This is a genomic window from Fluviicoccus keumensis (assembly GCF_004217445.1).
GTDB classification, from domain to species: domain Bacteria; phylum Pseudomonadota; class Gammaproteobacteria; order Pseudomonadales; family Moraxellaceae; genus Fluviicoccus; species Fluviicoccus keumensis.
Genome location: NZ_SHKX01000012.1, coordinates 541,831 through 567,734, shown reverse-complemented (window position 1 = coordinate 567,734; position 25,904 = coordinate 541,831). Strand labels below are relative to the sequence as shown.

Below are 25,904 nucleotides of genomic sequence, written 5' to 3'. Positions count from 1 at the left end.
GCGGGAAGATCCGTAACCTCGGGGTCGCCTCTTTTGTACTGGCCGAAGTGAGTCTTTATGATGACTTCCGCAATATGGTTCACCACCTAAGGAGTGAGGATTATGAGCAACATGACGATCAGCATCTGGGACCCGGCAAACGACGCCAAGCCGATGCGTTCGTTTGAAGAGGGTGTGGCTCGGTTCAACCAGTGTCGCGAAGAAAGTCGGGAGCCGACACCGAACCTGTTGGCCTTTGGCGAGCGTTTGCAGGCGTTTGTTGAGGCGCACCGTGACTGGTTTGAAGATGAAGAAGATTTCCTGAACGATTTCGGGTTGCGGCTGGCGGCCGATGTGGCGGCTAACCGTGAGACGGTATATTCGTTGGAGATGCCGTATGGCGGCGATGCGGCGTTACGGTTGAAGCGGGCGGCAGTGGATGCGGCCTTTGACTTGGGGTTGATGATTTTTGATGAGGATATCGGGTTGATTGTGGCGCCGGGGCGGAAGATGTACCCGCCGTCGAAAGCGAAGTTGTGGAAGGGGATGGGGGAATATCTGGATATTCTGGCGTCGGAGTATTTTCCGTCGACGGGGGCGGGATTTGCCAAATTAATAAATCCGATGTTGGAGCAGATGATGCTGAGGCATGGGTTTGTGAAAATGGAAAAGCAGGATGATACACAATATGCAAGTTGGTATCAGCGAAAAATCGAGCTTGGCGAACAAAAGGTTACTTTTGTACCTTATTCAAGACGAGGAGGAGGATTTGCAGTGGGAGTATCATTTGATCTTCGTTATGATGCCATTTTAAATATTTGTGAAGCAGCTGGATTTCCTCAAGGCACAGGGTGGATTTCTGATGATATATCGCTGGCTAATGGGACACTTCCTCAGCATTCAAAGAGTGGCGTGTACTCTCCTCGTTATGAAATTTATGATGTTAGCGACCTAGGTAGTTACTTTAAAGTGTTGGAAGAAAATCTGTTTAATATAATAAATATGGCTAGCCACGTCAGTGGCCTGGATAAGCTTTTAAATGTTGGGAATGAGTACTCTGGCATCAGGTGTTTTGCACAAAATAAATACATGATGCCTGCATGCCTTGTAGTGGCTCGTTTGGCTAATAATGCACAATTTGAGGAACTGTCCATATCATTATCAACTGGGGTGCCTTGGCTTGAGAGTAATATGTCTGTGTACAAAGATTCTTGGGAAAAATTGGTTAATTATTTGCGTAATGAAGTTAAACCACTTATTTCATAGAGGCTCAGCAAAGTTGAAAAATCGGGAATAAATCCCGATTTTCACTCCCCCACCTCCCACGTTTCCCCACAATTCAACCCCGCCGCCCGATCCATCTTGCAGGCCAGCCCGGTTTGCCCGCGTTCCTTCAATTGGCCGCGCAGATAGCCGTCTGCCACTCCCAGCTTCAGCAACGATCCCCAATCCTCCAGCGGCAGCCACTCCGACAGCGTCTCCAGCAAGCCCGAGGCAGAGCCGTTCACCAGATAACCGCCGCTAAACGCGGCTTTCAACTGTTCATGATCCTTGAACAGCCAGGCCAGCCGCTTGCGTTTGTCGGGTATCGGCAGGGGGGATTGCGATACCGCCTGCATCGCTTCCAGCGTCCAGAAGGGGGGAACGCCCTGACTTTCCATGCGGCGCAAAGTCGCCTTGTCCAAGGCCTCCACCGCCGTGAGATACGCACGGTGTTCCTGCGCGCGATGCGCATTGATGAATGCCGCGAGCCCGCCACCCTGCTTCGGATCAACCTGCGGGTCGGTGACTTCCCCCTCCTTGAACAATTCCTTGAAGGCGGGGCAACTTTCCAGCGCGCTGGTGTCGCATTCCTGCTCAAAGATTTGCCAGACAGGGTCTTTAGGCTCCACGTCCACCAGGGCCGGCTTGCCGTTGACGGATTGCCAGCGCAGCAGCGCGGATTCGCTGGAGTTGCAACGGCCCGACGTGCGATACGACAGCCAGTAACGCTGGTTGGTGCGGGTGTCGCGCACCGGAGTCAGCAGGAAGGTGGCGGAAAACGGGGTTTCCAGCAGTTCCAGGGTCTGGTCGGGGCGAAGACGATACAAAGCCGTGGCATCGGTCGGGTCGGGGCAGGAAGGCGTCGGTTCGCGGGTGGGGCCGTCAAAGCTGTCCTGATCGCCGCCAATATAGGGATCGACCACCTCATCGCCGGACAGCAAAAGGCCGCACGTTTCCTCGCCCGGAATGGTCATCAGGCTGACGCCGCTGGCGTAGACGGCGCGGTCACTGCCAATCACCGGATTGCGGTACAGCATGCGGTAAACCGTGTCGCTCATCGTAAAGCGGCAATCGGCATCGCGGTCGGGAACCAGCACCGGCGACGTGACTTCCGACAGGGGCAGGATGACAGACTGGCGGATCAGGGTATCGGTCACCTCGGGCGGGCTGTGCCGCAGGCAGGACGGGGTCAGCGCCAGCGGAGCCGAGGATGCGCCTTGTTGACGCACGAAGTTGATCTTGGCGGGCAGGGTCTTGGGCAGGGCTGTCCACTCCCAGCGGCAGTCGCTGTCGCCGCCGGGGCGATAGGGGGCCAGCATCAGCGGGATCACCTGCGAGGCCATGCCCGGAAACCGGGCGGCCAGATCCGGCCAAAACCGGCTGAGTGGTTCCGGCGGGGTTTCCGCCAGAAACCGACCCAGTTCGGTTTCCAACTCGCCGGGGCGATAACCGCGCTGGAACAGCAGCGGCCACAAATCGGGCTCGGTGACGGCCAGTAGTGGTGGAAGTTGCGCTTGGTCCAGCGGGCCGGGCAGCCGCGCCAGCAGCGCTTTCCAGTTATCCGGATGCACGGGGTTGCGGCCATGGCTGCCGTCGGTGGTGAAGTCGACGCGGCCGTGCAGGCTCATGCCGCGCAGCGCCGCGCGGGCGTGCTTTTGCAGCACTGAACCATCAACGGTTTGCAACAGGGCGGGAAACTTGTCGGCAGGCATGACCGAGGCCCAGCCCAGCCAGTGCTCCAGGGTCGGGTCGTCATCCAGCGCCTGCCGCCACAAGGCGGGCGAGAGTTGCTGCAGGACCGGCTGCGCACTGGCGAGCGAGCGCGTCAGTTGCTGTTCATACACCATGTAACGCGGTTCGGGATACAGGTCGAGATGCAGCTGCTGCACAAAGCGGCGCACGGCGGGCACATCCGCCGGGATTGCCGGAGCAGGACTGCCGGTGGCGGGGCTGGTCGGACGGACGGCGGGCGGCTTGGGCAGCGCCATGTTGAACGGCGGCGCTTGCAGCGCCTTGACGATACGGGGGCGGTTGCGGTCCCGCGCCAGTTCCAGCGCATCCAGGTTGCCCGCGCTGGCGCTGGATTGCAGTTTCAACCGGGGATCGGCTCCCTGTTGCAGCAACCACAGGGCCGTCCGGTCCAATCCGGCGCGGATGGCGTGATGCAGCAACGTGCCGAAATGCCGGTAGGCGTTGAAATTGGCGCCGGCTTTTTGCTGCGCCGCCAGCCAGCGGATCAGCCGGTCTTCGTTCCAGCCCTGATAATCGTCGGCGTCGGGCAAGATCCAGCGACCGGTTTGCGGGGCGGCGGCGGGCTGGGTCAGCAGGGCGGCGAAGGCACGGTCAGTAGCGTCGCCGTTTTCCGCATGGGCGGCGGTGGAACCCAGTGCAAGGGCAGCCAGCACGGCCAGTACGGGTAATTTCATGGCACGATGGCCGGATTGATCCGCCACACATCCAGCTCCAGCCCGGACACGGACAAGTGCTGACGTTCGACGCGGAAGGTTTGCGGGTCCAGGCGTTGCTGCACGGCATCGGTCACCAGGATTTCCCCGGCGCGGGCCAGGTCTTCACCCAGCTTGTAGGCCAGGTTCACCGCGTCGCCATAGCAGTCAGCATCGGGAATCAGCAGGATGCGCCCAAAATCGAGGCCGATGCTCACCGGCAGGCCGTCCGCCGCACAGGCCGCCATCACGTCCAGCGCGGCGCGGACGCCATGGTTGCAGTCGCTGAAAACTACCATCAGGTTGTCGGCGTCGCACTTCACCAGATCGCCATCATGGCGGCGCAGCACCGGCAGGGCCAGCGCCTGCATCCGGCGGATCTTGCGCAGATAGGCGAGGATGCCTTGGCGGCGCACGGTCAGCGAGAAGCCGCTCATGTCGAGGGCGAAGACGGCTTTTTCACAACCGAAGACATCCCACACCATCGTCTCCAGCTGAGGCTGCTGGTCGGGGTGCTGGTTCATGCGGTCGATCAGGGAAAAGAAGGCTTTCATGGGCGTCCGTTCGGTATTGTTCTGATGCGGACACTGTAGCCGGAAAAAACAAGGGGCCGCAATTGCGGCCCCCGGTCTTTTACCCGAAAAACGGATTACATGTTCGGGTAGTTCGGGCCTCCGGTGCCTTCCGGTACCACCCAGTTGATGTTCTGGGAGGGGTCCTTGATGTCACAGGTCTTGCAGTGCACGCAGTTCTGCGCGTTGATCTGCAGACGCGGCTCGCCGCCGGCGGTCACGACTTCATACACACCAGCCGGGCAATAACGCTGGGCGGGCTCGTCGTACAGCGGCAGGTTCTTGTGCATCGGGATGCTGGCATCCTTCAGCTGCAGGTGTACCGGCTGGTCTTCCTCGTGGTTGGTGTTCGACAGGAACACCGAGGACAGCTTGTCGAAGCTGATCTTGCCGTCCGGCTTCGGATACTCGATCGGCGTGCACATCTTGGCCAGGTCCAGGCACTCGTGATCCGGGGTGTTGTCGTGGATCGTGATGGGAATCTGGAAGACGTTCTGGTCGATGAAGTTGAAGGCCGCGCCCATCAGGAAGCCCAGGCGGTGCATGGCCGGGCCGAAGTTGCGGTAGCGGTACAGTTCTTCATACAGCCAGGAAGCCTTGAACTTCTCGGGATAGCCGGTCACTTCGTCGTGACCTTCGCGGCCTTCCTTCAGCGCCTCGAACACGGCTTCGGCGCAGATCATGCCCGACTTCATGGCGGTGTGGCTGCCCTTGATCTTGGCGAAGTTCAGGTAGCCCGCATCGTCGCCGATCAGGCAGCCGCCGGGGAAGGTGGTCTTCGGCAGCGAGTTCAGGCCGCCCTTGACGATGGCGCGCGCGCCGTAGGAAATGCGCTTGCCGCCTTCCAGGTACTGCTTGATCACCGGATGGTGCTTCCAGCGCTGCATTTCATCGAACGGCGACAGGTAGGGGTTGCTGTAGGCCAGGTCGGTGATCAGGCCTAGGGTGACCTGGTTGTTCTCGGCGTGGTACAGGAACCAGCCGCCGGCGGAACCGGATTCGCTCAGCGGCCAGCCGGAACCGTGCACGACCAGACCGGGCTTGTGCTTGGCGGGATCGATTTCCCACAGTTCCTTGATGCCGATGCCGTAGTGCTGGGGATCGCAGTCCTTGTCCAGCTCGAATTGGCTGATCAGCTGCTTGCCCAGGTGGCCGCGGCAGCCTTCGGCAAACAGGGTGTACTTGGCGTGCAGTTCATAGCCGGGCGTGAAGGAATGCTTCTTCTCGCCGTTCTTGCCGATGCCCATGTCGCCGGTGGCGACGCCCTTGACGCTGCCGTCTTCATGGAACAGGACTTCCGAGGCGGCGAAGCCGGGGAACAGGTTCACTTCCAGCTCTTCGGCCTTCTGACCCAGCCAGCGCACCACGTTGCCGAGGCTGACAATGTAGTTGCCTTCATTGTGCATGGCCTTGGGCACGGCCCAGTCCGGCATCAGTTTGCTCTTGGTCTCGCTGAACAGCAGGTGGATCTCGTCCTTGGTGACGGGGGTGTTCAGCGGCGCGCCTTCTTCCTTCCAGTTGGGGAAGAGTTCGTTCAGGGCGCGCGGTTCGAAGACCGCACCGGACAGGATGTGAGCGCCGATTTCGGAGCCTTTTTCCACCAGACACACCGAAATGTCGTGGCCGGTTTCAATGGCCAGCTGACGCAAACGAATGGCTGCCGACAGACCGGCAGGGCCGCCGCCGACGATGACGACGTCAAACTCCATCGATTCTCTTTCCACGACACTCTCCTCAGGGCACAGAAGAAACGGGTCCGGTTAAGGACCGTACGGGCAGGCGTCCCGTCCGCTTGCAAAGCCGGGCGGGGCGCGTACCATGTTGAATGCAAGTATTATTCCCGTTCTGGCGGGAAGCGCGCGTAGTATAAAAGCACAACCTGCAAAGGCCAACTTTTTATACGGTATTTTGTCCGACAAATGATGGGAAGTGTACGGAATGACCCAGCAGTCACAACTCAAGGCCGATCCGGCGGCCATCGCCCGGCTGTTGCTGGATGAAAACGGGCAGCCGCGCAAGGGATTGCCGCCGGTACACCTGTGGAATCCGCCGTTTTGCGGCGACCTGCCGATGCAGGTCAAGGCCAACGGCCAGTGGTTTTACCAGGGTACGCCCATCAGCCGCATGCCGTTGGTGAAGCTGTTCAGCAGCATCCTGCGGCGCGAAGACGACGATGCCTATTACCTGCTGACCCCGGTCGAAAAGGTGCGCATTACCGTGGACGACGCCCCGTTCTTCGCCGGGGTGGTCGATCGGCTGGTGGAAGAAGGAGTGCCGTACCTGCGTTTCACCACGCTGACCGGCGATGCCGTGGTGGCCGACGCCGACCATCCGCTGCGGGTGGAATACGATGAGACCGGCGAGCCGCGCCCCTATATCCGGGTACGCGACCGCCTGGACGCCCTGATCGGGCGCAATGTGTTCTACCAGCTGGTCGATTGCGCGGAATTGCGCGAAGTCGACGGCAAGACCGGTTATGCCGTGGAAAGCGCCGGTCAGTGGTTCATGATCGCGCCTGAATGAAGGCGCGCACCGCCTCGGCGAAGTTGTCGGGGTGGTCCAGCAGCAATTGCCAGTGACCGCCGTCCACTTCCACGGTGGTGAGGTCCGGCGCCCAGATTTCCTGACGTTCCAGGACTTGCGGGGTGACGAAATTGTCGCCCTTGGCTACCAGCAGCTGCACCGGCACGCGTGAATGCCGTTCGCGCGGGCTGGTGATGCGCTGCAGCATGTTGGCGCGGTAGAGATTGATGCCGTTGACGCCATCGCGTACCTGCGTGGGGTTGGCTTCCGGCGTGCTCTGAATCCCTTCCAGTTTCACCAGCAATTCATCCCATTTCTTGCCCAGCACGGTCTTCCATAGCGTCGGCGCGATGACCGGCAGCTGGAACAGGTAGATGTACCACGAGTGCGCGGCCTGTCCGGCCAGCTTGGCCAGGTTGTCCGGGGTGGGGTTCATCATCAGGTGACGCATCAGCATGCCGACATGGTCCAGGCAGGGGCCGGAGAGGGTGGTGTAGGTGGCGATGCGGTCCTGCAAGGCCGGTTCGGTCACCGATTCCCAGGTCTGGATGGAGCCCCAGTCGTGCGCGGCCAGATGCACCGGGCGGTCGGGGCTGACGGCGTCCATGACCGCGACCAAGTCACGGCTCAGTTGCGGCAGGGCGTAATCGCCAATGCGGCGGGGGGCGTCAGAGGAGCCGCAGCCGCGCACGTCGTAGGCCACCACGTAAAAGTCCTGCATCAGGTTGGCGGCGACCTTATTCCAGACGCGGTGGTTGTCAGGGTAGCCGTGCACCAGGATCAATACCGGGTTTTGCGGGTTGCCGCAGGTGTGGACGGACAGGTTGATTTTGCCGGAGCGGACCTGGAAGTGGTTGTCGAAGGGGCTGGGCACGGGGTGGGTCTCCTGCGGGGCGGGGAAGTGAGGGGGACTTTGGCAGGATGGATGATTTTCGTCAAGAGTGTGACATTTTGTGATGTAATGTTTGGTGGTGTTGGGTTGTTGTTTTTAGCTTTGGAATGGTATTAGGGCATCCGCCTGCCGCGGGCCCTTCTTTTTGTCTTGGCAAAAAGAAGGCAAAAACCGTGTCCTTCGCCAAAACTCGCGGGCCGGCAGTTCGCTGTTGGGAGGAGGCGATTTGAAGGCTTCGTTGGTGAGCTTGTGGCTCGGACAGTTGGCTGCGGACGGCGGGTTGGTGGTGCAGAGGTGTGTGGGTTTGGTGGGGTGAGCGCGTTCCTTGCGCTCGGGGTGCTTGAATCCATGCGGGTTGGTGTTAGCCGGCTACAATCACGCGTAGCGTATCGCTGACCAGGTGCAGGTGCTGCAGGTGTTTCAGGCCTTGTTCCAGGTGGTGCTCCAGTGCGGCGATTTCCTGGGGACGTACGGCGGGGTTGATGGCTTGCAGGGCTTTCAGGCGGTCGATTTCCTGTTGCAGGGTGCGGGTGAAGGTGTCGCGGGCCTGTTGTTGCAGGGCGGGTAACTGTTCGTTGGCCAGTTTTTCCGCCTGGCGCGCGCGCAGGGCGATGATTTCGTCCTGCATCTTCACCACCTGACGGGCGGTGGAGCGTTCCAGCACCAGGATCTGCTTGTTCAGGGTGTCGTGGTTGACGCGGGCGCTGAGGTCGCGGCCTTCGCCGTCCAGCAACACGCGGATCACCAGTTGCGGCAGGGTGGCGGGCAGGTTCAGGTAGCGCGGGGCCACCACTTCCAGCCGATACCAGGCTTCCACCAGCAGGGTGCCGGGTTTGATGCCCTTGTTGCGGATCAGCGCGACGTTGGCGTTACCGAAGGGCTGGCGGGTCATCAGGTCGAGGACGCCCAACGTCATCGGGTGTTCCCAGGTCAGGAACTGCAGTTCTTCGCGGCTGAGCGCCTGCACGCGGTCGAGTGTGACCGACATGCCGTCGGCGTCGAGGCAGGGGAAGGCTTCGACCAGCATGTGGTCGCCGGGATGCAGGATGTGGCTGCCGTCGCCCTGATCGTCATGCTCCAGGCCGAAGGCGGACCAGACGCGGCCCATGAAGTCTTCCAGCATCAGGTCGTCGTCCTGGTCGGCGACGGTTTCCACCAGTTTCAGCGCGCCTTCCGGGCGGCAGGAATTCAACTCCAGCAGGTAGTCGCGGCCGGACTGCATTTCCGCTTCCAGCTGTTCGCGGTCGGCGACGGCTTCGGCAATCAGCGCTTCGAAGGCGTCGGCATTTTCCGTGGGGGCTTGCAGCAAGTCCTTCAGCGGGCCCTGATGGTATTGGTGCACCACCTGCGCGGTCGGCGAGATGCGGCCGATGGCGTTCAGCGCTTCGTGATGCCAGCGGAACAGCCGCTCCTGCGCGGTGCCGGCCATGTACGGCACGTGAATGTGGATGGTGTCGGTCTGGCCGATACGGTCGAGGCGGCCGATGCGCTGTTCCAGGATGTCCGGGTTGGCGGGCAGGTCGAACAGCACCAGGTGGTGTGCGAACTGGAAGTTGCGGCCTTCGGAGCCGATTTCGGAGCAAAGCAGGATTTGCGCGCCGTAGTCGGCTTCGGCGAAGTAGGCGGCGGCGCGGTCGCGTTCCAGCAGGCTCATGTGCTCGGTGAACAGCGTGGTGCGGATGCCTTCCTTCAGACGCAGCAGTTCTTCCAGCGCCAGCGCCACCGGGGCGGTGCGGCAGATCAGCAGCACTTTCTGCTGCTTGAGTTGCTTCAGCAGCTTGATCAGCCAGGGCACGCGCGGGTCGGTGTCCACCCAGGCGTCGTCTTCGGCCTGCACTTCCGGCCACAGCTGGAAGCGCACCGGGCCGGACATCGGCCAGTTGGCGGGCGGAGTCAGCGGCACGGGCAGGCATTCCCGTTCGGGGAAGCCGCGAATGGCGTCGCGGGTGTTGCGGAACAGCACGCGGCCGGTGCCGTGACGATCCAGCAGCTGGCGCAGCGCGTCCTGACGGCCTTCGTCGGTATTGATGTCCGGCACGGTGCCCAGGAAATCGCGGAGGATGGACAGCGTGTCGTCGTCGACACTGCCTGCGGCGAGCTTGCGGGCGGCATCGGCGACCGGCAGGAAGGCTTCTTCTTCCTCCAGGAACTGTTCCAGGCTGGGGAAACGCGCCGGGTCCAGCAGTTTCAGGCGGGCATAATGACTGGCCACGCCCAGTTGTTCCGGGGTGGCGGTCAGCAGCAGCACGCCGGGAGTCTGTTGCGCCAGGCGGTCCACCAGCTGGTAAGCCTCGCTGGGCGCTTCTTCATCCCAAGCCAGATGGTGCGCTTCGTCCACCACCAGCAGGTCCCACTTCGCGCCCAAGGCGTCTTCGGTCAGGTCGGGGTGGTCAATCAGCAGGTCGATGCTGCACAGCACGCATTGCTCGGTGCTGAACGGATTCTGGTCTTCGTCGTGTTCGCGGATGGCGGCGGTGCGCGTCAGGTCGAACAGCGAGAAGTCGATGTTGAAGCGGCGGCGCATTTCGACCAGCCACTGGTATTGCAGGCTGTCCGGCACCAGCACCAGCACTCGCTGGGCGCGTCCGGTCAGCAGTTGCTGGTGGATGATCAGGCCGGCCTCGATGGTCTTGCCCAGGCCGACTTCATCAGCCAGCAGCACGCGCGGGGCCATGCGCTGCGCCACTTCGTGGGCAATGTAGAACTGGTGCGGAATAAGGCCGACGCGCGGGCCGACCAGACCGGCCACCGGGCTGCGGGCCAGCTTTTCGCGGGCGCGCAGGGCCATCACACGCAGTTCATACCATTCGTTGTTGTCCAGCTGGCAGGCCAGCAGGCGCTCGGACGGCCGCGACAGCTGGATGTTCGGCGACAGCTTCGTTTCCGCCAGCGTCGCGGTTTCGCCATTTTCATCCATCACGTCATAACGCAGCACAAACTGGCGCTCGTGCACGGTGGAAACGGTCCAGTGCTTGCCGTCGGTATCCTGGATGGCATCGCCTTCGTTGAAGCGGATGCGCGACAACGGCGCGTTCTGCCGGGCGTAGACCCGGGTTTCCTCACTCTTGGGGAAGAGGATGGTGACGGTGCGGGGATTGACTTCGATAACCATGCCCAGACCCAATTCCGTTTCGGCGTCCGATAGCCAGCGCTGGCCAATAGCAGGGGTGGGAGTACTCATAGGCAGTGTTCTGTGTTTCTAAAATGGAGCGGGCAGGGTGAGGCGGAGGCGCTCGCCGCTGACCGGATGGGTGAATTCTAGTGTCTCCGCGTGCAAACACAAACGCGAAGCGGTGGAAAGATCGAAATCGGTGGCGTAAAGCTGGTCGCCGACGATGGGATGACCCAGCGCCTGCATGTGTACGCGCAGCTGGTGGGAACGGCCGGTGACCGGCTCCAGCAGCACGCGGGTATGGCCGGGCTTGCGTTCCAGCACCGTCCACAGCGTTTGCGAGGGCTTGCCGTGTTCAAAGTCGACAATGTGCGTGGGCGGATGGTCCGGGTCGTAGCGGATGGGCAGGTTGACCTCGCCCTTCATCTCGGCGGGATGGCCGTAGACCAGAGCGATGTAACTCTTGCTGACGGTGCGGTCGGCAAACTGGCGGTTGAGGTGCTGCTGCGTCGGCAGGTTGCGGGCGAAAACCAGCAGGCCGGACGTATCGCGGTCCAGCCGGTGCACCACGCGGATACCGGGCCACATCTGTTGCAGTCGCCAGTAGAGGGAATCGAGTTTTTCAGGGCCCTTGCCGGGCACGGACAGCAGGCCTTCAGGCTTGCCGATGACCAGTAGATGCTCGTCGTCCAACAGGATGGGACAATCTGTCAGCACGGCATCGCTCCGGGTTTGAAGTGAGGCGCAATTGTAATGACAAACGGATTTAAAGCAATGGTTATTCCCGGCGTCTCGTCCGACTCCGCCGACACCGCGTATAATCCGCCGCCATGAATACTCTCCCTGCTTCCGCAAACACTTCCGAAACGCCGGAAGACGACTACGATCGCCGCTTTACGGGCACGCGTCGCGTCTATGGCGACCGCACCTTCGCCTTGTTCCAGAACGCCCATGTGATTGTCGCCGGGGCGGGCGGCGTGGGCAGTTGGGCGATTGAGGCGCTGGCGCGCACCGGCATTGGTCGTCTGACGCTGATCGACATGGACGTGCTGGTGCCGTCCAACGTCAACCGCCAGTTGCCTGCACTGGATGGCACTTTTGGCCGCAACAAGATTGATGTGCTGGGGGAGCGCGCCCGCGCCATCAATCCCCGGCTGGACCTGCGGCTGGTGGATGACTTCCTGACCTGGGACAACCTGCCGCAGCTGATGGCCGAGACGCCGCAACTGGTGCTGGACTGCACCGACGATGTGCAGGCGAAGATTTCGATGATTTTGTGGTGCCGCCGCCGCCGCATTCCGCTGGTGGTGTGCGGCGCGGCGGGCGGCAAGACCGATACCGCGCAATTGCGCGTTTCCGACCTGGCGCATACCGAACGCGATCCGCTGATCGCCAAGATCCGCCGCCAGTTGCGTCACGACTACAAGTTTCCCACCAACCTGAAGGAAAAGTTCGGCATTGCCTGCGTCTATTCCAACGAGGCGGTGACGATGCCGGAAGGGGCAAGTTGTGACGCCAACCTGAACTGCGCCGGTTACGGCTCGGCGGTGGCGGTGACGGCAACGATGGGGATGATGGCGGTGTCAGAAGGATTGCGGCTGATGGCGCATCGCATGGAGCTGGCCATCAGCCGGGGTCAGTTGCCCGACGTTTAGAAACGGTAGCCCAGGTTGAAGTTGATGACCGGGTACATGTCAAAGTTGTTCATGTCGTCTTGCAGGCTGGCCTCTTCCTTTTTCAGTTGCGCCTGGAAGGTGGGGTCGCTGGCGGAGACCGTGCCGGGGATGCCGCTGGTCTTGTCGAACTTGCCGGTGGCGGTCAGGCTGGCTTGCGGGGTTCCCTGGAACAGCACGCCGATATCCGCGCCGAAATACCATTTACCGCCGCTCATGGCGTTGCCCCAACCGATGCCGGCATAGGGCGCCATGCTCTTGAAGTCCACCATGGCGTTGATCTTGCCCGGATCAAGCGCGTTGCTCTGATACTGGTTGCCGTCCACATCGCAGGACTGCTTGCAACTGGCCACCATCTTGAACTCGTTGCCGTTGTTCATGACCCCGGCGGAAATGCGGAAGCTGCCCTTGAAGGGGTGCCAGTCAGCCGTCAGACCGTAGGTGGACAGCGTGGCGTCGCCGTCATAACTGACGCCGCTTTCGTCAAACGTATCGGAACGGGAGAAATGGTTGACCGAGGCGCGCACATTGAAGCGCTCCGAAACCTTGAAGGTGGCTTCCGCCCCCAGTCCCAGCGTGCCCCCCTTGACGCCGACGCCGACATCAAAGGCCTGAGCGTTGGCGGCCAGGAAAGTCAGGGTGAGGATGCCCAGCAGCTTGTTATTTTTCATCGGAATATCCCTGTTATGAATGTGGGTGCTTTCCGACTATAAACCCAAAACGGCGCACCTGAATAGTGCTTCGCGCTCTAGCGGTTAACCCAGGTTAATGCACGCCGGACGGGGAGTGGCGACACTGCGGATCATCCACACCACATCGGGGAAGTCCGCCATGCCCATGATCAATTTGCCTACCGGAAATATCCATTATCGGGATGCCGGCAGCGGCGAGCCCTTGTTGCTGTTGTCCGCCAACCCCGGAGACAGTCGCGATTTTGCGGCGGTGCTGCCCGAGCTGGCGCGTCATTTCCGGGTGATTGCTCCCGATTGGCCGGGTTATGGCCGCTCGACACCGGCGGTGGCGGCAGAAGCAATCAGCACCGGGTATTTCGCCACGGTGCTGCGGCAGTTGGTGGAGGCGCTGGGCCTGCCTCCCGTGAGGATTATCGGCAACTCGGTGGGCGGCAATGTGGCGGTGCGACTGGCGGCGGAGTGTCCGGAACGGGTGAAGGCGCTGGTGCTGGTTGCGCCGGGCGGCTTTACGGGCCAGAACCTGTTCACACGGGCATTCTGCCGTTGGCAGGGCAGTCGCTTGTCCTTGCCGCCCAAAGTATTCGCGAGTCTTTACCTGCGGCGACGCACGGCGGTTGTTCGGGACATGCTGGACCGTGCCGCGACTGAGCAGGCCTCGTCATCGGCGCTGGCGGTGAACCGGGCCGTTTGGCGAAGTTTCGGTGATCCCGATAATGATGTCAGGGAAATCGCCGGTCGCATCGCAGCGCCTGCGACGCTGGTGTTCGGCCGCTACGATCCGGTGATTTCGCCGTGGACCGATGGCCGTTCGGCGCGTCGTTGCCTGCCGGAAGCCGTGTGGAGCGTGCTGCCCTGCGGTCATGCCGCCTTTGCGGAAATGCCGGAGGCCTTCCTGGAAACCGTCAGCGGCTTCCTGATGGATCCTGCTCGCTGCGCCCCCGCAAGCGGCTCAGGTGTACCGGGGTGATGCCGATATAGGAGGCGATGTCGCGTTGGGTAAACAGCGTTTCCAGGTCCGGCCAGCGCAACAGGGTGCGCTGGTAGCGGGCGGCGGCGTCGAGGGCCAGCAGTTCGTATTCCCGCTCCACTTTCCGCAGATACAGTTCCTCGGCCATGCGCCGCGCAAAGCGCGCCCAGGCGGGGTTGTTTTCGGTCAACTGCCGGTAGACCGACCAGTCCGCGCTGATCAGGGTGGTCTGGGTCTCGGCCGTGACCCAGGTCCGGGATGGCGAGGCGGCCAGCAGGTCCGACATTGACCCGGCAAAATCACCCGGCAGGTTGAAGGAACGGGTGCGTTCATGGCCGTCCGGCAGCACGTAATATTCCCGCAATGCGCCGCTGACCACGAAAGAAACCTGCTTCGCCGTTTCACCCGCCCGCAGCACATGACTGCCGCGCGGCCAGTAGCTGCGGTGCAGCGGCGTCAGCAGCGCCAGGTCTTCAGCGGCAAGCGGCGAAATGCGGTTGAGGGCGCGTGCCAGCCGGGCTTCCGGGGAATCGGTTTCGTCGTGATCCGCTGTAGTCATCGCCGTGTTTTCCCGGTCTTTTTTGATAGACTGATTTAAGCCACGGTTTGTCCGCTCCTGTCAACGCAGCCCGCTGACGCCGGGTCCATACATCACAAGAATACGAGGCCGCCCTTGACGCCCTGGATTGTCGCGCTGCTTGCCCTGCTTTATGTCGCCGGCCTGTTCGGGATTGCCCGGCTGGCGGAGCGTCCCTCGGCGGAAGCCTTCCTGCAGCGGCATGGCGGACTCATCTACAGCCTGACATTGGCCGTTTACTGCACCTCGTGGACCTATTACGGCGCGGTCGGCACGGCGGTATCTTCCGGCTGGCAATACGTGCCGATCTATCTGGGGCCGCTGCTGGTGCTGCTGTTCGGGCAGGCGCTGCTGACCCGCATCGCCCGCATTACCCGCCAGCAGAACGCGGCTTCGCTGGCGGACTTCATCAGCACCCGCTACGGCAAGCGGCAGGGCGTGGCCGTGGGCGTGACGCTGGTCTGTCTGATCGTGGTGGTTCCCTACATTGCGCTGCAACTGAAGGCGGTGGCGCAGTCCTACCGGGTGCTGCTGGGCGAGCAGGCCGACCCCGATATCTGGTGGCAGAACAGCGCCCTGATGAGCGCGCTGGCGATGACGGTCTTCGCCATGTTGTTCGCCACCCGGCCGCAGCACCTGACCGGCCGCAATCGCGGCATCATGGCGGCCATTGCCTTCGAGTCGCTGGTAAAGCTGGTGGCGCTGGTAACGCTGGCGGTCGGGGCGGCTTTCCTGCTGGCAAGGCCGCAGCAATGGCTGGCGGATTTCACGGCCCATGCCGCCCGCACGCCCTTCGATGCCTTGTCCTTTTTCACCAAGACCGTGCTGGCGATGGGTGCGGTATTCCTGTTGCCGCGGCAGTTTCATGTCGCCTTTGTTGAAAATACTGATCCGCGCCACCTGCGTCAGGCGCGCGGCTGGTTTGGCGGTTATCTGCTGCTGGTGACGCTGGTGGTGATGCCCATTGCCTTGGCCGGGATGCAGTTGTATCCGCACCTGACCGGGCAGGCCGACCGCTTTGTGCTGCTGCTGCCTTCGGGTCAGGGCTGGGGCGTGGTCAGCGCGTTGGTGTTCATCGGCGGCTTCTCGGCAGCGACTTCCATGATCATCATCGCCACGCTGGCCCTGAGCGCCATGATCAGCAGCAGCGTGGTGATGCCCGCCTTGCTGGACCGTTTCCGTGAGCAGGGGGCAAACCGGGACTTCGGGCCGGTGATCTTGCGTGTGCGGCGGTTGATGATCGCCACGGTGATGGCGCTGTCCTACGCCTGGTACGCCGGTTTCGCCCGCGATCATGAGCTGGCCGAAACCGGACTGCTGGCCTTCTCGCTGATCATCCAGCTGCTGCCGGCCGTGGTGGGCGGTTTGTACTGGCGGCGCGGCCATGCCTACGGCGTCTATGCCGGACTGCTGATCGGCACGGTGCTGTGGTTCTTGCTGCTGATGATGCCCTCGCTGATGAGCGCCGTGGCCAACGCCGCCGGACTGCCGCGCGCCGATGACGACGGGCCGCTGGATGCCCTGAGCCGGGGAGTGTTCTGGTCGCTGGGGCTGAATACGCTGGCCTATGTCGGCGTCTCGCTGCTGTCACGTCCGGACCTGCGCGACCGCTTGCAGGCCTCAGCCTTTATCCGTCCGCAACGCGGCGATGCAGACGAGGCGGCTTCATCACCCCGGCCCGCGCGCCGCGCGCGCATGAGCACCGACGACCTGATGATCCTGCTGGAGCGCTTTGTCGGCAACGCCCGCGCCCGTGAAACCCTGCATCCCTTCCAGCCCGGCGATGCCGCCACGCCCTCGCTGGCGCTGATCCGGCAGGTGGAGCGTGAGCTGGCCGGGGTGATCGGCGCGGCCGGAGCCGCCGCGATGGTGGAAGCCGCGCTGGACGGTCGCCAGCTGGATTTCGAGGACGTGGTCACGCTGTTTGATGACACCCGCGAGGTTATCCAGTTTTCCCGCCATATCCTGTTCGCGACGCTAGAGCATCTGGGGCAGGGTGTTAGCGTGGTTGACAAGGATTTGCAGCTGGTGGCCTGGAACCAGGCCTATCTCGACTTGTTCAATTATCCCGCCAGCATGGTGAAAGTAGGCAGGCCGATTGCCGATATCGTCCGTTTCAATGCCGAGCGTGGTTTGTGCGGTCCCGGTTCGCCGGACGAACATGTGGAAAAGCGCTTGCAGCATTTGCGGCGCGGCACGCCGCATGTGTTCCGCCGCGTGCGTCCCGACGGCACGGTGATCGAGATGCAGGGCAACCCCATACCCGGCGGCGGTTTTGTCACCCGATTCACCGACATCACCGAACAAGTGCGGCAAATGGAAGCGCTGGCCGAGGCCAAGGAAGACCTGGAACTGCGCGTGCAGCAGCGCACCCGCGAGATCAGCGACATCAACGCCGAACTGCGCGCCGAAGTCGACCTGCGCCGCGTCACCGAACAGCAGTTGCGGCAGGCCAAGGGCGAAGCCGAAGCCGCCAACGCCGCCAAGAACCGTTTCCTGGCGCTGGCCAGCCATGACATCCTGCAACCGCTGAACGCCGCGCGGCTATTCGCGGCGGCGCTGGAGCAGGGCGATCCCGCCCGCCGTCCCGCCATCCTCGGGCAACTGGACAATTCGCTGAAAGCCACCGAGGAACTGATTTCCACCCTGCTGGAAATCGCCCGCCTGGACGAGGGAAAGGTGGAGCCGGACAACCGACCGGTGGCGTTGCAACCCTTGCTGCAACAGCTGGACGACGAGTTTTCGCTGCTCGCGGAGCGTCAGGGACTGAAGCTGAAAGTGCGCGCCGCACCGTGGACGGTCAACAGCAATCCGACCTATCTGCGCCGCATCCTGCAAAACCTGATTTCCAATGCCATCAAGTACACCGCCCAAGGCAAGGTGCTGGTGGGTTGCCGCCGACGCGGCCGGTCGGTGGTGCTGGAAGTCTGGGATACCGGCCCCGGCATTCCTCCGGCGGATCTGGAGCGCATCTTTGAGGATTTCTACCGGGTGGACGCCACAGCGCGCGGCAGGCAGGGCATCGGTTTGGGTCTGGGGGTCGTCCAGCGCATGGCCAACAGCCTGGGGCATGCGCTTTCGGTCGCCTCGACGCCGGGCAAGGGGTCGGTATTCCGCCTGAGTGTTCCCTTGGCGGATGCGGCGGCTTCCACGGCCTCCGTTGTCCCCACGACCGCTGGTCAATCGCTGTTGTCCGGGCTCTCGGTGTTTTGCGTGGATGACGACCGCCAGAATCTAGAGGCCTTGAAGGCCCTGTTCGAGCAATGGGGCGTTGGGCAAGTAGAATGCCTGCCGGATGCTGAGGCGGCCGTGGAGCGGGCGATCACGCTGGCTGCCGCGCCTGATCTGCTGCTGCTGGATTACCAGTTGGGGGGCGGGCTTGATGGATTGAGTCTGGCGAAGGCACTGCGCGCGCGCTGGCCGCAGGTGGCGGTATTACTGGTGTCGGCGGCTCCGGACCCGGATTTGCCGCAGCGGGCCAAGGCGGAAGGGGTGCTGTTCCTGGCGAAGCCGGTCAGGGCGGGGGCGTTGAAAGCCGTTCTGAACTCGGTCAGGGTCAGCAAGGGGTAGGAAAACCGGTTGCGGCCCGCAAGTATCTTTTCTGACCGTGCGGTTCAATGACAGCGATAGCTGTCCGGATTCCCGCGGGCGTAATGTAACCGCCGGGCTCAAGGCAATGGTGAGAAAAAAACCGTGAATACATCCGTGGTGGACTGCAAGCTCGACAATGGCATCTGCACCATCGTCATGGCCGATGGCGGGCGCAACCTCATTTCTCCAACCATGATAGCCGCCCTGAACAAAGCGCTGGATCAGGCAGAACAGGCGGGGGCAGTGGTCCTGCTGACCGGCAGCGGCGACACCTTTTCAGCCGGTTTTGACCTGAAGATCCTGAAGCGTGGCAACCGCGATACCATCGCCATGCTGACCGGCGGTTTCAAGCTGGCGGAACGTTTGCTGAGCTTTCCGCGACCGGTGGTTGTCGCCTGTAACGGTCATGCCCTGGCCATGGGCGCATTCCTGCTGCTGGCCGGGGATTACCGCATTGGTCGCTCGGGATCATTCAGGATAGCCACCAATGAAGTGGAAATCGGGCTGACCATGCCTGCTGCCGGAGTAGAGCTTTGCCGTCAGCGTTTGACCCCTGCGCATTTCAACTGTGCGGTATTGTTGTCTGAATTATATTCGCCCGAAACGGCCGTAGAGGCCGGGTTTCTGGATGCGGCGGTTCCGCTGGAGCAATTGATGCCGGCGGCACGGGCAATGGCGGAACGATGCACCAAGCTGGATGGCACGGCGTATATCAACACCAAGGAGCGCGCTCGCGGTGAAACCCTGAGGCAGATTCGCAAGTTTATCCAGACGGATCGGGTGGGGTTTCTGATGGAGGGTGCAAGGCGGTTGATGGGGAAACGATCATGAAAGTTCGCATATGGGTGGCCTTGGCGGCGCTGCTGCTGTCGGCCTGTGCGTCCCTGCCCGGTAAAAAGACTGTCGAGGTGGAAGGACGGCAAACGCAACTTGTTATATCCCGCGTTACAGGTACAACGCCGGTCATTTTCGAGAACGGGCTGGGCGGCACCCTGGACTGGTGGAGCAAGGTGTATCCGGCGCTGGCTGCGGAAACCACGGTTTTCGCCTACAACCGGCCGGGCTACGGGCGCAGCGACTCCCCGCTAACGCCGCGCGACGGACAGCATGTGGTGGGGGAATTGCGGACGCTGTTGCGGAGTCAGGGCTTGCAGCCGCCGTATGTGCTGGTGGGGCATTCGCTGGGGGGCCTCTATATGCAATGGTATGCGCGTCGATATCCCGATGAGGTCAAGATGCTGGTGCTGGTCGATTCCACGCATCCCCTGCAGATGCAGGGCGAGGGTTCGCCGGAGCATTGGCCGTGGTGGGTGCGGCTGGCGATGCGCGGTCTGACTTCGTCAACCGGTAAGGCGGAACTGGAGGGCATCAACCGGACCGGGGCCGAAGTGCTGGCGATGCCGCCTTTTCCCGGCGAGCGGGTCATCATCCTGAGCGCGCAGAAACCCATGAACGGGACTTCGGCGCTGGCGCGGGACGCGAATGCGAAGCGCGTGGACCTGCTGCGTTTGTATCCGGGAGCCAGACAGGTCTGGGTAGACAGCGGACACGGGATTCCGCTGGAAAAGCCGGAGGTGGTCATTGAGGCCGTGCGGGAAGCGATCGGCAAAGACCGCTAGCTTGGGCCCTGCAATAGCTTACCGGCTAGAAGCGCAGTAATTGCTGAAGGCCTCGGGCGTATTCGGCAGGCTCATTTCCTGCGCCAGTTCCCACGGGCGGACACAGGCGGATTCACGCTCACACCAGCTGTAACCCGCCGACCCAATGCAGCCGTGGGCGTCGCGGTCAGCGCCGACCCGCTCGATGGGGGCGATTACGGGTACGGCAGGGCCGGAACAGGCTGAAAGGGCAAATCCGGACAGGAGCGTCAGGGCAATCGCGAAAGCAGGCATGGGGTTCATTTCCGGGTTTCCTTGCTGAAGTCGGCAACTGCCTGCCGGGTTACGCAGTCGATGGCATGATCATTCACCAGTCCCATCGCCTGCATGAAGGCATAAACCGTGGTCGGCCCCACGAACTTCCAGCCACGCTTTTTCAACGCTTTCGACAGGGCTTCGGATTCCGGACAGGTGGGGCGCACTACCGGAGCCGAGCCGTCGTCCGCCGGTTTGAAGCGCTGAACAAACGCCGACAGAGAACCTTCCTGCTCCATCAGTTCGATCATGCGTTGCGCGTTGTTGATCACCGCCTCAATCTTGCCGCGATGCCGCACGATGCCGGCATCCTGCAGCAGGCGTTGCACATCACTCTCTGTGTAGGTGGCCACCAGCCGGTAGTCGAAGCCGTCAAAGGCTTTCCGGAAGTTTTCGCGCTTCATCAGGATCGTTCGCCAGCTGAGTCCGGACTGGAAACCTTCCAGGCAGAGCTTTTCAAACAGGCGGCGGTCGTCGGTGACGGGGAAGCCCCATTCGGTATCGTGGTAGGCCAGGTATTCCGGGGTGCTCAGGCACCAGGAGCAGCGTAGGCGTCCGTCGGGGCCGGGTTGGGTGGTGATCATGATTTCAACGCCTTGTCTACGGGAGGTTCCAACTGTAACCGCTGCGCCAGGATCACCACCTGTGTCCGTGTCGCCACGCCCAGCTTGCGGAAAATCGCCGTCATGTGCGCCTTCACCGTCGCCTCCGAAATGTTCAGGTCATAGGCAATCTGCTTGTTCAGCCAGCCTTCGGTCAGGTAATACAGCACCTTGTATTGCTGTGGTGTCAGCTGCGCTACCTTCGCGGCCAGATCGGTATCGCTGTCGTCGCCGGGACGCTGCGTCAGCAAATGGCGCATGCCCGGCGGCACCCAGGTGTCGCCGTCCAGCACCGCTTGCAGCGCCTTGCCGATTTCCACCGGATGCGCCGACTTGGGAATGAAGGCCGACGCGCCGAAATTGATGACCCGCTTCACCACATCGGGGTCGTCGCTGGCCGAAATCACCACGATCGGCAGCACCGGGTATTCCTTCTTCAACTGGATCAGCCCCAGAAAGCCGCAATTGCCGGGCATGTGCAGGTCCAGCAGCAACAGGTCGGCGTCGGGGTTGGCTTCCAGCGCGGTGCATGTGCCCTCAAAGCTGTCGGCTTCCACCGTCGAAGTGGCGGCAAAGGTATGGCTGATGGCGTTGATCAGGGCATTGCGGAAAAGGGGGTGGTCGTCGGCGACGATCAGCTTGGCCATGACAGGCGATCCGGATTCTTATTGGATGCCAACATAGCGGGAGATCAGGAGAGGGGCAAGGGGGGAAGGCCTTGCAAACCAAGGAAATGTTCCCTCTCCCATTGGGGGAGAGGGCTAGGGAGAGGGGGGATGGACAGTCGCCTGAACACGACTCTTCAAGCGGTAACCACCGAACCCTCTCCCGGCACTATGCACCACCCTCTCCCAGACCTTGGGAGAGGGAAAATCGCCTCAAGCATTCAACCGGTGTTCGATCAGATGCTCCACCACGCTGGGATCGGCCAGGGTGGTGATGTCGCCCAGCGAATCATGTTCGTTGGCGGCGATCTTGCGCAGGATGCGGCGCATGATTTTTCCGGAGCGGGTCTTCGGCAGGCCCGGCGTCCACTGGATCAGGTCAGGGGTGGCGATGGCGGAGATGTCGCGGCGCACCCATTCGCGCACGGCCTTGGTCAGTTCCTCGCTGGGTTCCACGCCCACGCGCGGGGCGACAAACACGTAGATGCCCTGGCCCTTGATGTCGTGCGGATAGCCCACCACGGCGGCTTCGGCGATGGCTTCGTGCGCCACCAGGCAGCTTTCGATTTCCGCCGTGCCCAGCCGGTGGCCGGAGACGTTCAGCACGTCATCGACGCGGCCGGTCAGCCAGTAATAACCGTCTTCATCGCGGCGCGCGCCGTCGCCGGTGAAGTACATGCCGGGGTAGGTGGAGAAGTAGGTCTGTTCAAAGCGCTCGTGATCGCCGAACAAGGTGCGCATCTGGCCGGGCCAACTGCCCAGCAGCACCAGATTACCCTCGCAGGCGCCGTCCAGCATCTTGCCTTCGTTATCGACAATGGCCGGGCGCACGCTGAAGAACGGGCGGGTGGCGGAGCCGGGTTTCAGGGCGGTGGCGCCGGGCAGCGGGGTGATCAGGATGCCGCCGGTTTCGGTCTGCCACCAGGTATCGACAATCGGGCAACGGCTCTTGCCGACCTGTTCGTGATACCAGTTCCAGGCTTCCGGGTTGATCGGTTCGCCAACACTGCCCAGCACCTTCAGCGATGACAGGTCCATGCCGTCGACCGCCGCCGTGCCATGCGCCATCAGCGCGCGGATGGCGGTGGGGGCGGTGTAGAGGATGTTGACGCGGTACTTGTCGATGATCTGGGCGATGCGCTTGATGCTGGGGTACGTGGGAATGCCCTCGAACATGACGCTGGTGGCGGCGTTGGCCAGCGGGCCATAGACAATGTAGCTGTGGCCGGTCACCCAACCGACGTCGGCGGAACACCAGTAGACATCGCCGGGATGGTAGTCGAAGACATACTGGTGGGTCATGGCCGCCCAGACCATGTAGCCGCCGGTGGTGTGTAGCACGCCCTTGGGCTTGCCGGTGGAGCCGGAGGTGTAGAGGATGAACAGGGGATCTTCCGCGTTCATCGGTTCCGGTTCGCAATCGCCGGGCTGGCTGGCCAGGAGGTCGTGATACCAGATGTCGCGGCCGGCATGTTCGTCAATGTTCTGGCCGACATGCTTCACCACGATCACATGCTCCACCGGGTTGGCCTTGCCCAAATGGCCCAGCGCCAGATCGGTGTTGTCCTTCAGCGGGGTGGTGCGCGCGCCGCGCAAGCCTTGATCGGCGGTAATCACCAGCTTCGAGCCGCAGTCTTCAATACGACTGCCCAGCGCGTCCGGCGAGAAGCCCGCGAACACCACCGAATGCACCGCGCCGATACGTGCGCAGGCCAGCATCGCCACGGCGGCTTCGGGAATCATCGGCAGGTAGATGGTAACGCGGTCGCCCTTGCCCACGCCCAGTTGGCGCATGCCGTTGGCCAGGCGGCAGACTTCCTCGTAGAGCTGACGGTAAGTCATGGTGCGCTGCACGTCGGGGCTGTCGCCTTCCCAGAAATAGGCGACCTGATTGGCGTGCTCGGGCAGGTGACGGTCCAGGCAATTGACGCTGGCGTTGAGCACGCCGTCGGCGAACCAGTGGGCGTGCACATTGCCCAGCGTGAAGGAGGTATCGCGCACTTGGGTGTAAGGGCGCATCCATTGCAGGCGCTGCCCGTGCTCGCGCCAGAAACCGTCGGGATCTTCCACCGATTGCTGGTACATGGCGAGGTAGGCGTCGTTGTCGAGCCAGGTGCGTTGCAGGGCTTCCGGGGTGACCGGATATACCGAAGGATGCGTCATGTTGTTTTCCCCATCTATGGAGCCGGAAAAGGCCGTGGTTATGGGGTGTTGTTCTACGCCGGTCAGGGAGGACGGCCAATTAGACCTTGGTCGAGAGATCGGAATTGAGGGCATTCGACCAAAGGCGAATTGCCGGTTCCGGGCTGAAGGTCGAGAGTGAAGGCACAGAAAAACACCTTCAGAACAACAACCGGAGCCTTCCTCATGGCCGCATTCACGCTTCGTCCGCTCTCCCTGGCTATCGCCATCAGCACCCTGACCGTCGCCACGGCCGGGCACGCCGCCTTCAAGATGGGCGATACCGATGTCGGTTTCACCGGCTACCTCAAGCTGGATGCGATGGTCACCACCACCTCCGACGGCCAGATCGCCACCGGCATCGGCCGCGATTTCTATGTGCCCAGCCTGACGCCGGTGGGCGGCGGCAACGAGTCGCCGGTCTTCGACATGCACGCCCGCCAGTCGCGCTTCGCCCTGACCACGGACACGCCGCTGGATAACGGCCAGAAGGTCAGCGGCCGCTTCGAGTTCGACCTGATGTCGACCACCCTCGGCGACCAGCGCATCACCAACGGCTATGCGCCGGAAATCCGTCATGCCTTCATCACTTATGGCAATTGGACGATGGGCCAAACCTGGTCTACCTTCATGGATACAAATGCCTTGCCGGACAGCCTCGATTTCATCGGCGGCACCGATGGCGCGGTATTCGTTCGGCAGGGGCTGGTGCGCTACACCTCCGGCAGCTGGCAGTTCGCGGTGGAAAATCCGGAAACCACGGTGACGCAAGTTGTGGGCGGCGTGGCCGGGCGGGTGGTCACCGACGATAACGGCGTTCCCGATCTGGTGGCCCGCTACAACCACAAGGCCGGTTGGGGAGCCATGTCCGTTGCGGTGCTGCTGCGGGAACTGTCGATGGAGTCGGCCGGTGTGAACGACCAGACCCTGGGCTATGGCGTATCGGTATCCGGCAAAGCCAATGTCACGCCCGGCGATGAACTGCGCTTCACGGTAAATGTGGGCAGCGGCCTTGGCCGTTACATGAGCCTGAACACCGCCAACGATGCCGCCGTGTCGTCCAAGGGGGAACTGGAAGCCATCGATAGCCAGGGCCTGATGCTGGCCTGGAAACATACCTGGTCGCCGCAGTGGCGTTCCAGCCTCATTCTGGCCCAGCAAAACATCGATAACCCGGTGGCCTGGACCGGAAAGTTGCAGACCTCGGCCACGCACAGCGTTACCGCCAACCTGATCAAGCAGCTGGCCAACAAATTGTCGGTGGGGGTGGAGGTGCGTCATGCCGTGCGCGATCTGGAAAGCGGAGCACAGGGTGAGATGCTGCGGGTGCAGTCATCCGTGAAATACGATTTTTAACGATCTGCCCTTGGTCCATGCCATACGAGCTTTATCCCCTTTTGGCTCCGGCATGGGCCTTTTTTACTCCGGCTTCGGCAATATCCCCTTCAGCTGCAACGCCTCCCGGCTCAGGCTCAAGCGCAGCGGCAATTCCTTGACATCGTGAATCACCAGATTGGTGGCGAAGAACCAGACATCGTCCGCAGTTTGCACATAGCCCACATACCAGCCGGTCTGCGGGGTGGCCGAGCTCGCCCAGCCGGTCTTGGCCCGCAGGGTGTAAGTCGGGGCCTGTTCCACCAGCATGATCTGCCGCAGGGTGTTGTAGGAAGCATCGCTGAACGGCAGTGACCGCAGGTAGATGCGCCGCAACAGGCGGATCTGGTCCTGCGCGCTGACCTGCAGCGAGCCGTCCAGCCAGAAGGTGGTGGTGTTGAACGGCTGTTTCAGCTGCCCGTAATCCAGTTTCGACAGATAGCGCCGGTAGGTCTTGTTGCCGATACGTGACGCCAGTTCCTGATAGCACCACACGCAGGACACCTTGAAGGCGCTGGCCAGCGTCTGGTCGCGGTTCCAGTCGGTGATGTCATAGGTGTGGCCGTTCCATTTCAGGACTTCGTCCGGGGTCACCGCCTTTTCTTCCAGCGCAATCAGGCTGTTGAGTATCTTGAAGGTGGAGGCAACGGGGAAGCGGGTGGCGGCGCGGGCATCGTTATGGCTGAAGGTCCGGCCGGTGCCCAGCGAGGTGATCACCATCGTCCCGTCCATCCCGGCGCGATTGAAGGCGGCGGCGATATCGACATCCTCGGCGCGGGCCGTGGCGGACAGGCAGAGCAGGGCAGCAAGCAGGAAGGAGGACAAACGCATGGCAGAGGACTCGGGCGGAATCGGCCCGTCATTGTGAACGGGCCTTGGGTGGT

General features: G+C 62.3%; 21 protein-coding genes. 8 read left to right on the top strand and 13 right to left on the bottom strand.

Features of this window, described 5'->3' with window-relative positions:
• The first annotated feature begins 102 nt into the window (after positions 1 to 102).
• Positions 103 to 1,245 (top strand): hypothetical protein, encoded by a 1,143-nt coding sequence (locus tag EV700_RS10820; protein ID WP_130413594.1) that lies wholly within the window; start codon positions 103 to 105, stop codon positions 1,243 to 1,245.
• Positions 1,246 to 1,286: 41 nt separating this feature from the next.
• Here the strand turns inward: EV700_RS10820 and EV700_RS10815 are convergent, their stop codons facing one another.
• The 3 genes from EV700_RS10815 to EV700_RS10805 all read right to left on the bottom strand — a co-directional run bounded on the left by EV700_RS10815 (position 1,287) and on the right by EV700_RS10805 (position 5,967).
• The gene (locus tag EV700_RS10815; protein WP_130413592.1) at positions 1,287 to 3,668 is read right to left on the bottom strand and encodes a hypothetical protein; all 2,382 of its coding nucleotides are present in this window, start codon (positions 3,666 to 3,668) and stop codon (positions 1,287 to 1,289) included.
• The gene (locus EV700_RS10810) at positions 3,665 to 4,240 is read right to left on the bottom strand and encodes an adenylate/guanylate cyclase domain-containing protein (RefSeq protein WP_130413590.1); all 576 of its coding nucleotides are present in this window, start codon (positions 4,238 to 4,240) and stop codon (positions 3,665 to 3,667) included. The genes EV700_RS10815 and EV700_RS10810 overlap by 4 nt, the downstream gene beginning before the upstream one ends.
• Positions 4,241 to 4,335: 95 nt before the next feature.
• Positions 4,336 to 5,967 (bottom strand): electron transfer flavoprotein-ubiquinone oxidoreductase, encoded by a 1,632-nt coding sequence (locus EV700_RS10805; protein ID WP_130413683.1) that lies wholly within the window; start codon positions 5,965 to 5,967, stop codon positions 4,336 to 4,338.
• Positions 5,968 to 6,196: 229 nt separating this feature from the next.
• Between EV700_RS10805 and EV700_RS10800 the strand changes: the two genes are divergently transcribed.
• Positions 6,197 to 6,781, top strand: coding sequence for a DUF1285 domain-containing protein (locus tag EV700_RS10800; RefSeq protein ID WP_130413588.1), 585 nt, complete (start codon positions 6,197 to 6,199; stop codon positions 6,779 to 6,781).
• Here the strand turns inward: EV700_RS10800 and EV700_RS10795 are convergent.
• The 3 genes from EV700_RS10795 to EV700_RS10785 all read right to left on the bottom strand — a co-directional run bounded on the left by EV700_RS10795 (position 6,762) and on the right by EV700_RS10785 (position 11,502).
• Positions 6,762 to 7,655 carry an alpha/beta fold hydrolase gene (locus EV700_RS10795; RefSeq protein ID WP_165391432.1) on the bottom strand — a complete coding sequence of 298 codons (894 nt, stop codon included), beginning with the start codon at positions 7,653 to 7,655 and terminating at the stop codon, positions 6,762 to 6,764. The genes EV700_RS10800 and EV700_RS10795 overlap by 20 nt on opposite strands.
• A gap of 379 nt (positions 7,656 to 8,034) precedes the next feature.
• Positions 8,035 to 10,854: an RNA polymerase-associated protein RapA gene (rapA, locus tag EV700_RS10790; RefSeq protein WP_130413584.1), complete on the bottom strand. Its 2,820-nt coding sequence runs from the start codon at positions 10,852 to 10,854 to the stop codon at positions 8,035 to 8,037.
• Between the two features lie 18 nt (positions 10,855 to 10,872).
• A complete protein-coding gene (locus tag EV700_RS10785) occupies positions 10,873 to 11,502 on the bottom strand; it encodes an RluA family pseudouridine synthase (RefSeq protein WP_130413582.1) in 630 nt (209 codons plus the stop codon).
• Positions 11,503 to 11,615: 113 nt separating this feature from the next.
• Here EV700_RS10785 and EV700_RS10780 point away from each other — a divergent pair, with 113 nt between their 5' ends.
• On the top strand, positions 11,616 to 12,440 hold the full coding sequence (locus EV700_RS10780) for a tRNA threonylcarbamoyladenosine dehydratase (protein WP_130413580.1): 825 nt from the start codon (positions 11,616 to 11,618) through the stop codon (positions 12,438 to 12,440).
• On the opposite strand, the gene EV700_RS10775 is transcribed toward EV700_RS10780, so the two are convergent.
• Complete coding sequence (locus tag EV700_RS10775) at positions 12,437 to 13,129, bottom strand: hypothetical protein (RefSeq protein ID WP_130413578.1); 693 nt, start codon at positions 13,127 to 13,129, stop codon at positions 12,437 to 12,439. The genes EV700_RS10780 and EV700_RS10775 overlap by 4 nt on opposite strands.
• 160 nt (positions 13,130 to 13,289) lie before the next feature.
• Here EV700_RS10775 and EV700_RS10770 point away from each other — a divergent pair, with 160 nt between their 5' ends.
• The gene (locus tag EV700_RS10770; RefSeq protein WP_165391431.1) at positions 13,290 to 14,117 is read left to right on the top strand and encodes an alpha/beta fold hydrolase; all 828 of its coding nucleotides are present in this window, start codon (positions 13,290 to 13,292) and stop codon (positions 14,115 to 14,117) included.
• On the opposite strand, the gene EV700_RS10765 is transcribed toward EV700_RS10770, so the two are convergent.
• A complete protein-coding gene (locus tag EV700_RS10765; RefSeq protein WP_130413574.1) occupies positions 14,053 to 14,676 on the bottom strand; it encodes a Crp/Fnr family transcriptional regulator in 624 nt (207 codons plus the stop codon). The two genes, EV700_RS10770 and EV700_RS10765, sit on opposite strands and share 65 nt — an antisense overlap.
• A gap of 114 nt (positions 14,677 to 14,790) precedes the next feature.
• Between EV700_RS10765 and EV700_RS10760 the strand changes: the two genes are divergently transcribed.
• The 3 genes from EV700_RS10760 to EV700_RS10750 all read left to right on the top strand — a co-directional run bounded on the left by EV700_RS10760 (position 14,791) and on the right by EV700_RS10750 (position 19,904).
• The gene (locus EV700_RS10760; protein ID WP_130413572.1) at positions 14,791 to 18,264 is read left to right on the top strand and encodes a hybrid sensor histidine kinase/response regulator; all 3,474 of its coding nucleotides are present in this window, start codon (positions 14,791 to 14,793) and stop codon (positions 18,262 to 18,264) included.
• 123 nt (positions 18,265 to 18,387) lie between these two features.
• Positions 18,388 to 19,116 (top strand): crotonase/enoyl-CoA hydratase family protein, encoded by a 729-nt coding sequence (locus EV700_RS10755; protein ID WP_207224639.1) that lies wholly within the window; start codon positions 18,388 to 18,390, stop codon positions 19,114 to 19,116.
• A complete protein-coding gene (locus EV700_RS10750) occupies positions 19,113 to 19,904 on the top strand; it encodes an alpha/beta fold hydrolase (RefSeq protein ID WP_130413570.1) in 792 nt (263 codons plus the stop codon). The genes EV700_RS10755 and EV700_RS10750 overlap by 4 nt, the downstream gene beginning before the upstream one ends.
• 18 nt (positions 19,905 to 19,922) lie before the next feature.
• On the opposite strand, the gene EV700_RS10745 is transcribed toward EV700_RS10750, so the two are convergent.
• The 4 genes from EV700_RS10745 to acs all read right to left on the bottom strand — a co-directional run bounded on the left by EV700_RS10745 (position 19,923) and on the right by acs (position 23,628).
• Positions 19,923 to 20,177: a hypothetical protein gene (locus EV700_RS10745; protein WP_130413568.1), complete on the bottom strand. Its 255-nt coding sequence runs from the start codon at positions 20,175 to 20,177 to the stop codon at positions 19,923 to 19,925.
• Positions 20,178 to 20,182: 5 nt separating this feature from the next.
• Entirely contained in the window at positions 20,183 to 20,782 is a 600-nt protein-coding gene (locus EV700_RS10740; RefSeq protein ID WP_130413566.1) for a DNA-3-methyladenine glycosylase I, read from the bottom strand.
• On the bottom strand, positions 20,779 to 21,447 hold the full coding sequence (locus EV700_RS10735) for a LuxR C-terminal-related transcriptional regulator (protein ID WP_130413564.1): 669 nt from the start codon (positions 21,445 to 21,447) through the stop codon (positions 20,779 to 20,781). Before EV700_RS10735 ends, EV700_RS10740 begins: the two co-directional genes overlap by 4 nt.
• Before the next feature lie 231 nt (positions 21,448 to 21,678).
• Positions 21,679 to 23,628, bottom strand: coding sequence for an acetate--CoA ligase (acs, locus tag EV700_RS10730; protein WP_130413562.1), 1,950 nt, complete (start codon positions 23,626 to 23,628; stop codon positions 21,679 to 21,681).
• Between the two features lie 204 nt (positions 23,629 to 23,832).
• Between acs and EV700_RS10725 the strand changes: the two genes are divergently transcribed.
• Positions 23,833 to 25,002, top strand: a complete 1,170-nt coding sequence (locus tag EV700_RS10725) for a DcaP family trimeric outer membrane transporter (RefSeq protein WP_207224638.1) — start codon at positions 23,833 to 23,835, stop codon at positions 25,000 to 25,002.
• A 63-nt stretch (positions 25,003 to 25,065) separates the two neighbouring features.
• On the opposite strand, the gene blaOXA is transcribed toward EV700_RS10725, so the two are convergent.
• Positions 25,066 to 25,851: a class D beta-lactamase gene (gene blaOXA, locus EV700_RS10720; RefSeq protein WP_130413560.1), complete on the bottom strand. Its 786-nt coding sequence runs from the start codon at positions 25,849 to 25,851 to the stop codon at positions 25,066 to 25,068.
• Positions 25,852 to 25,904: the final 53 nt, after the last annotated feature.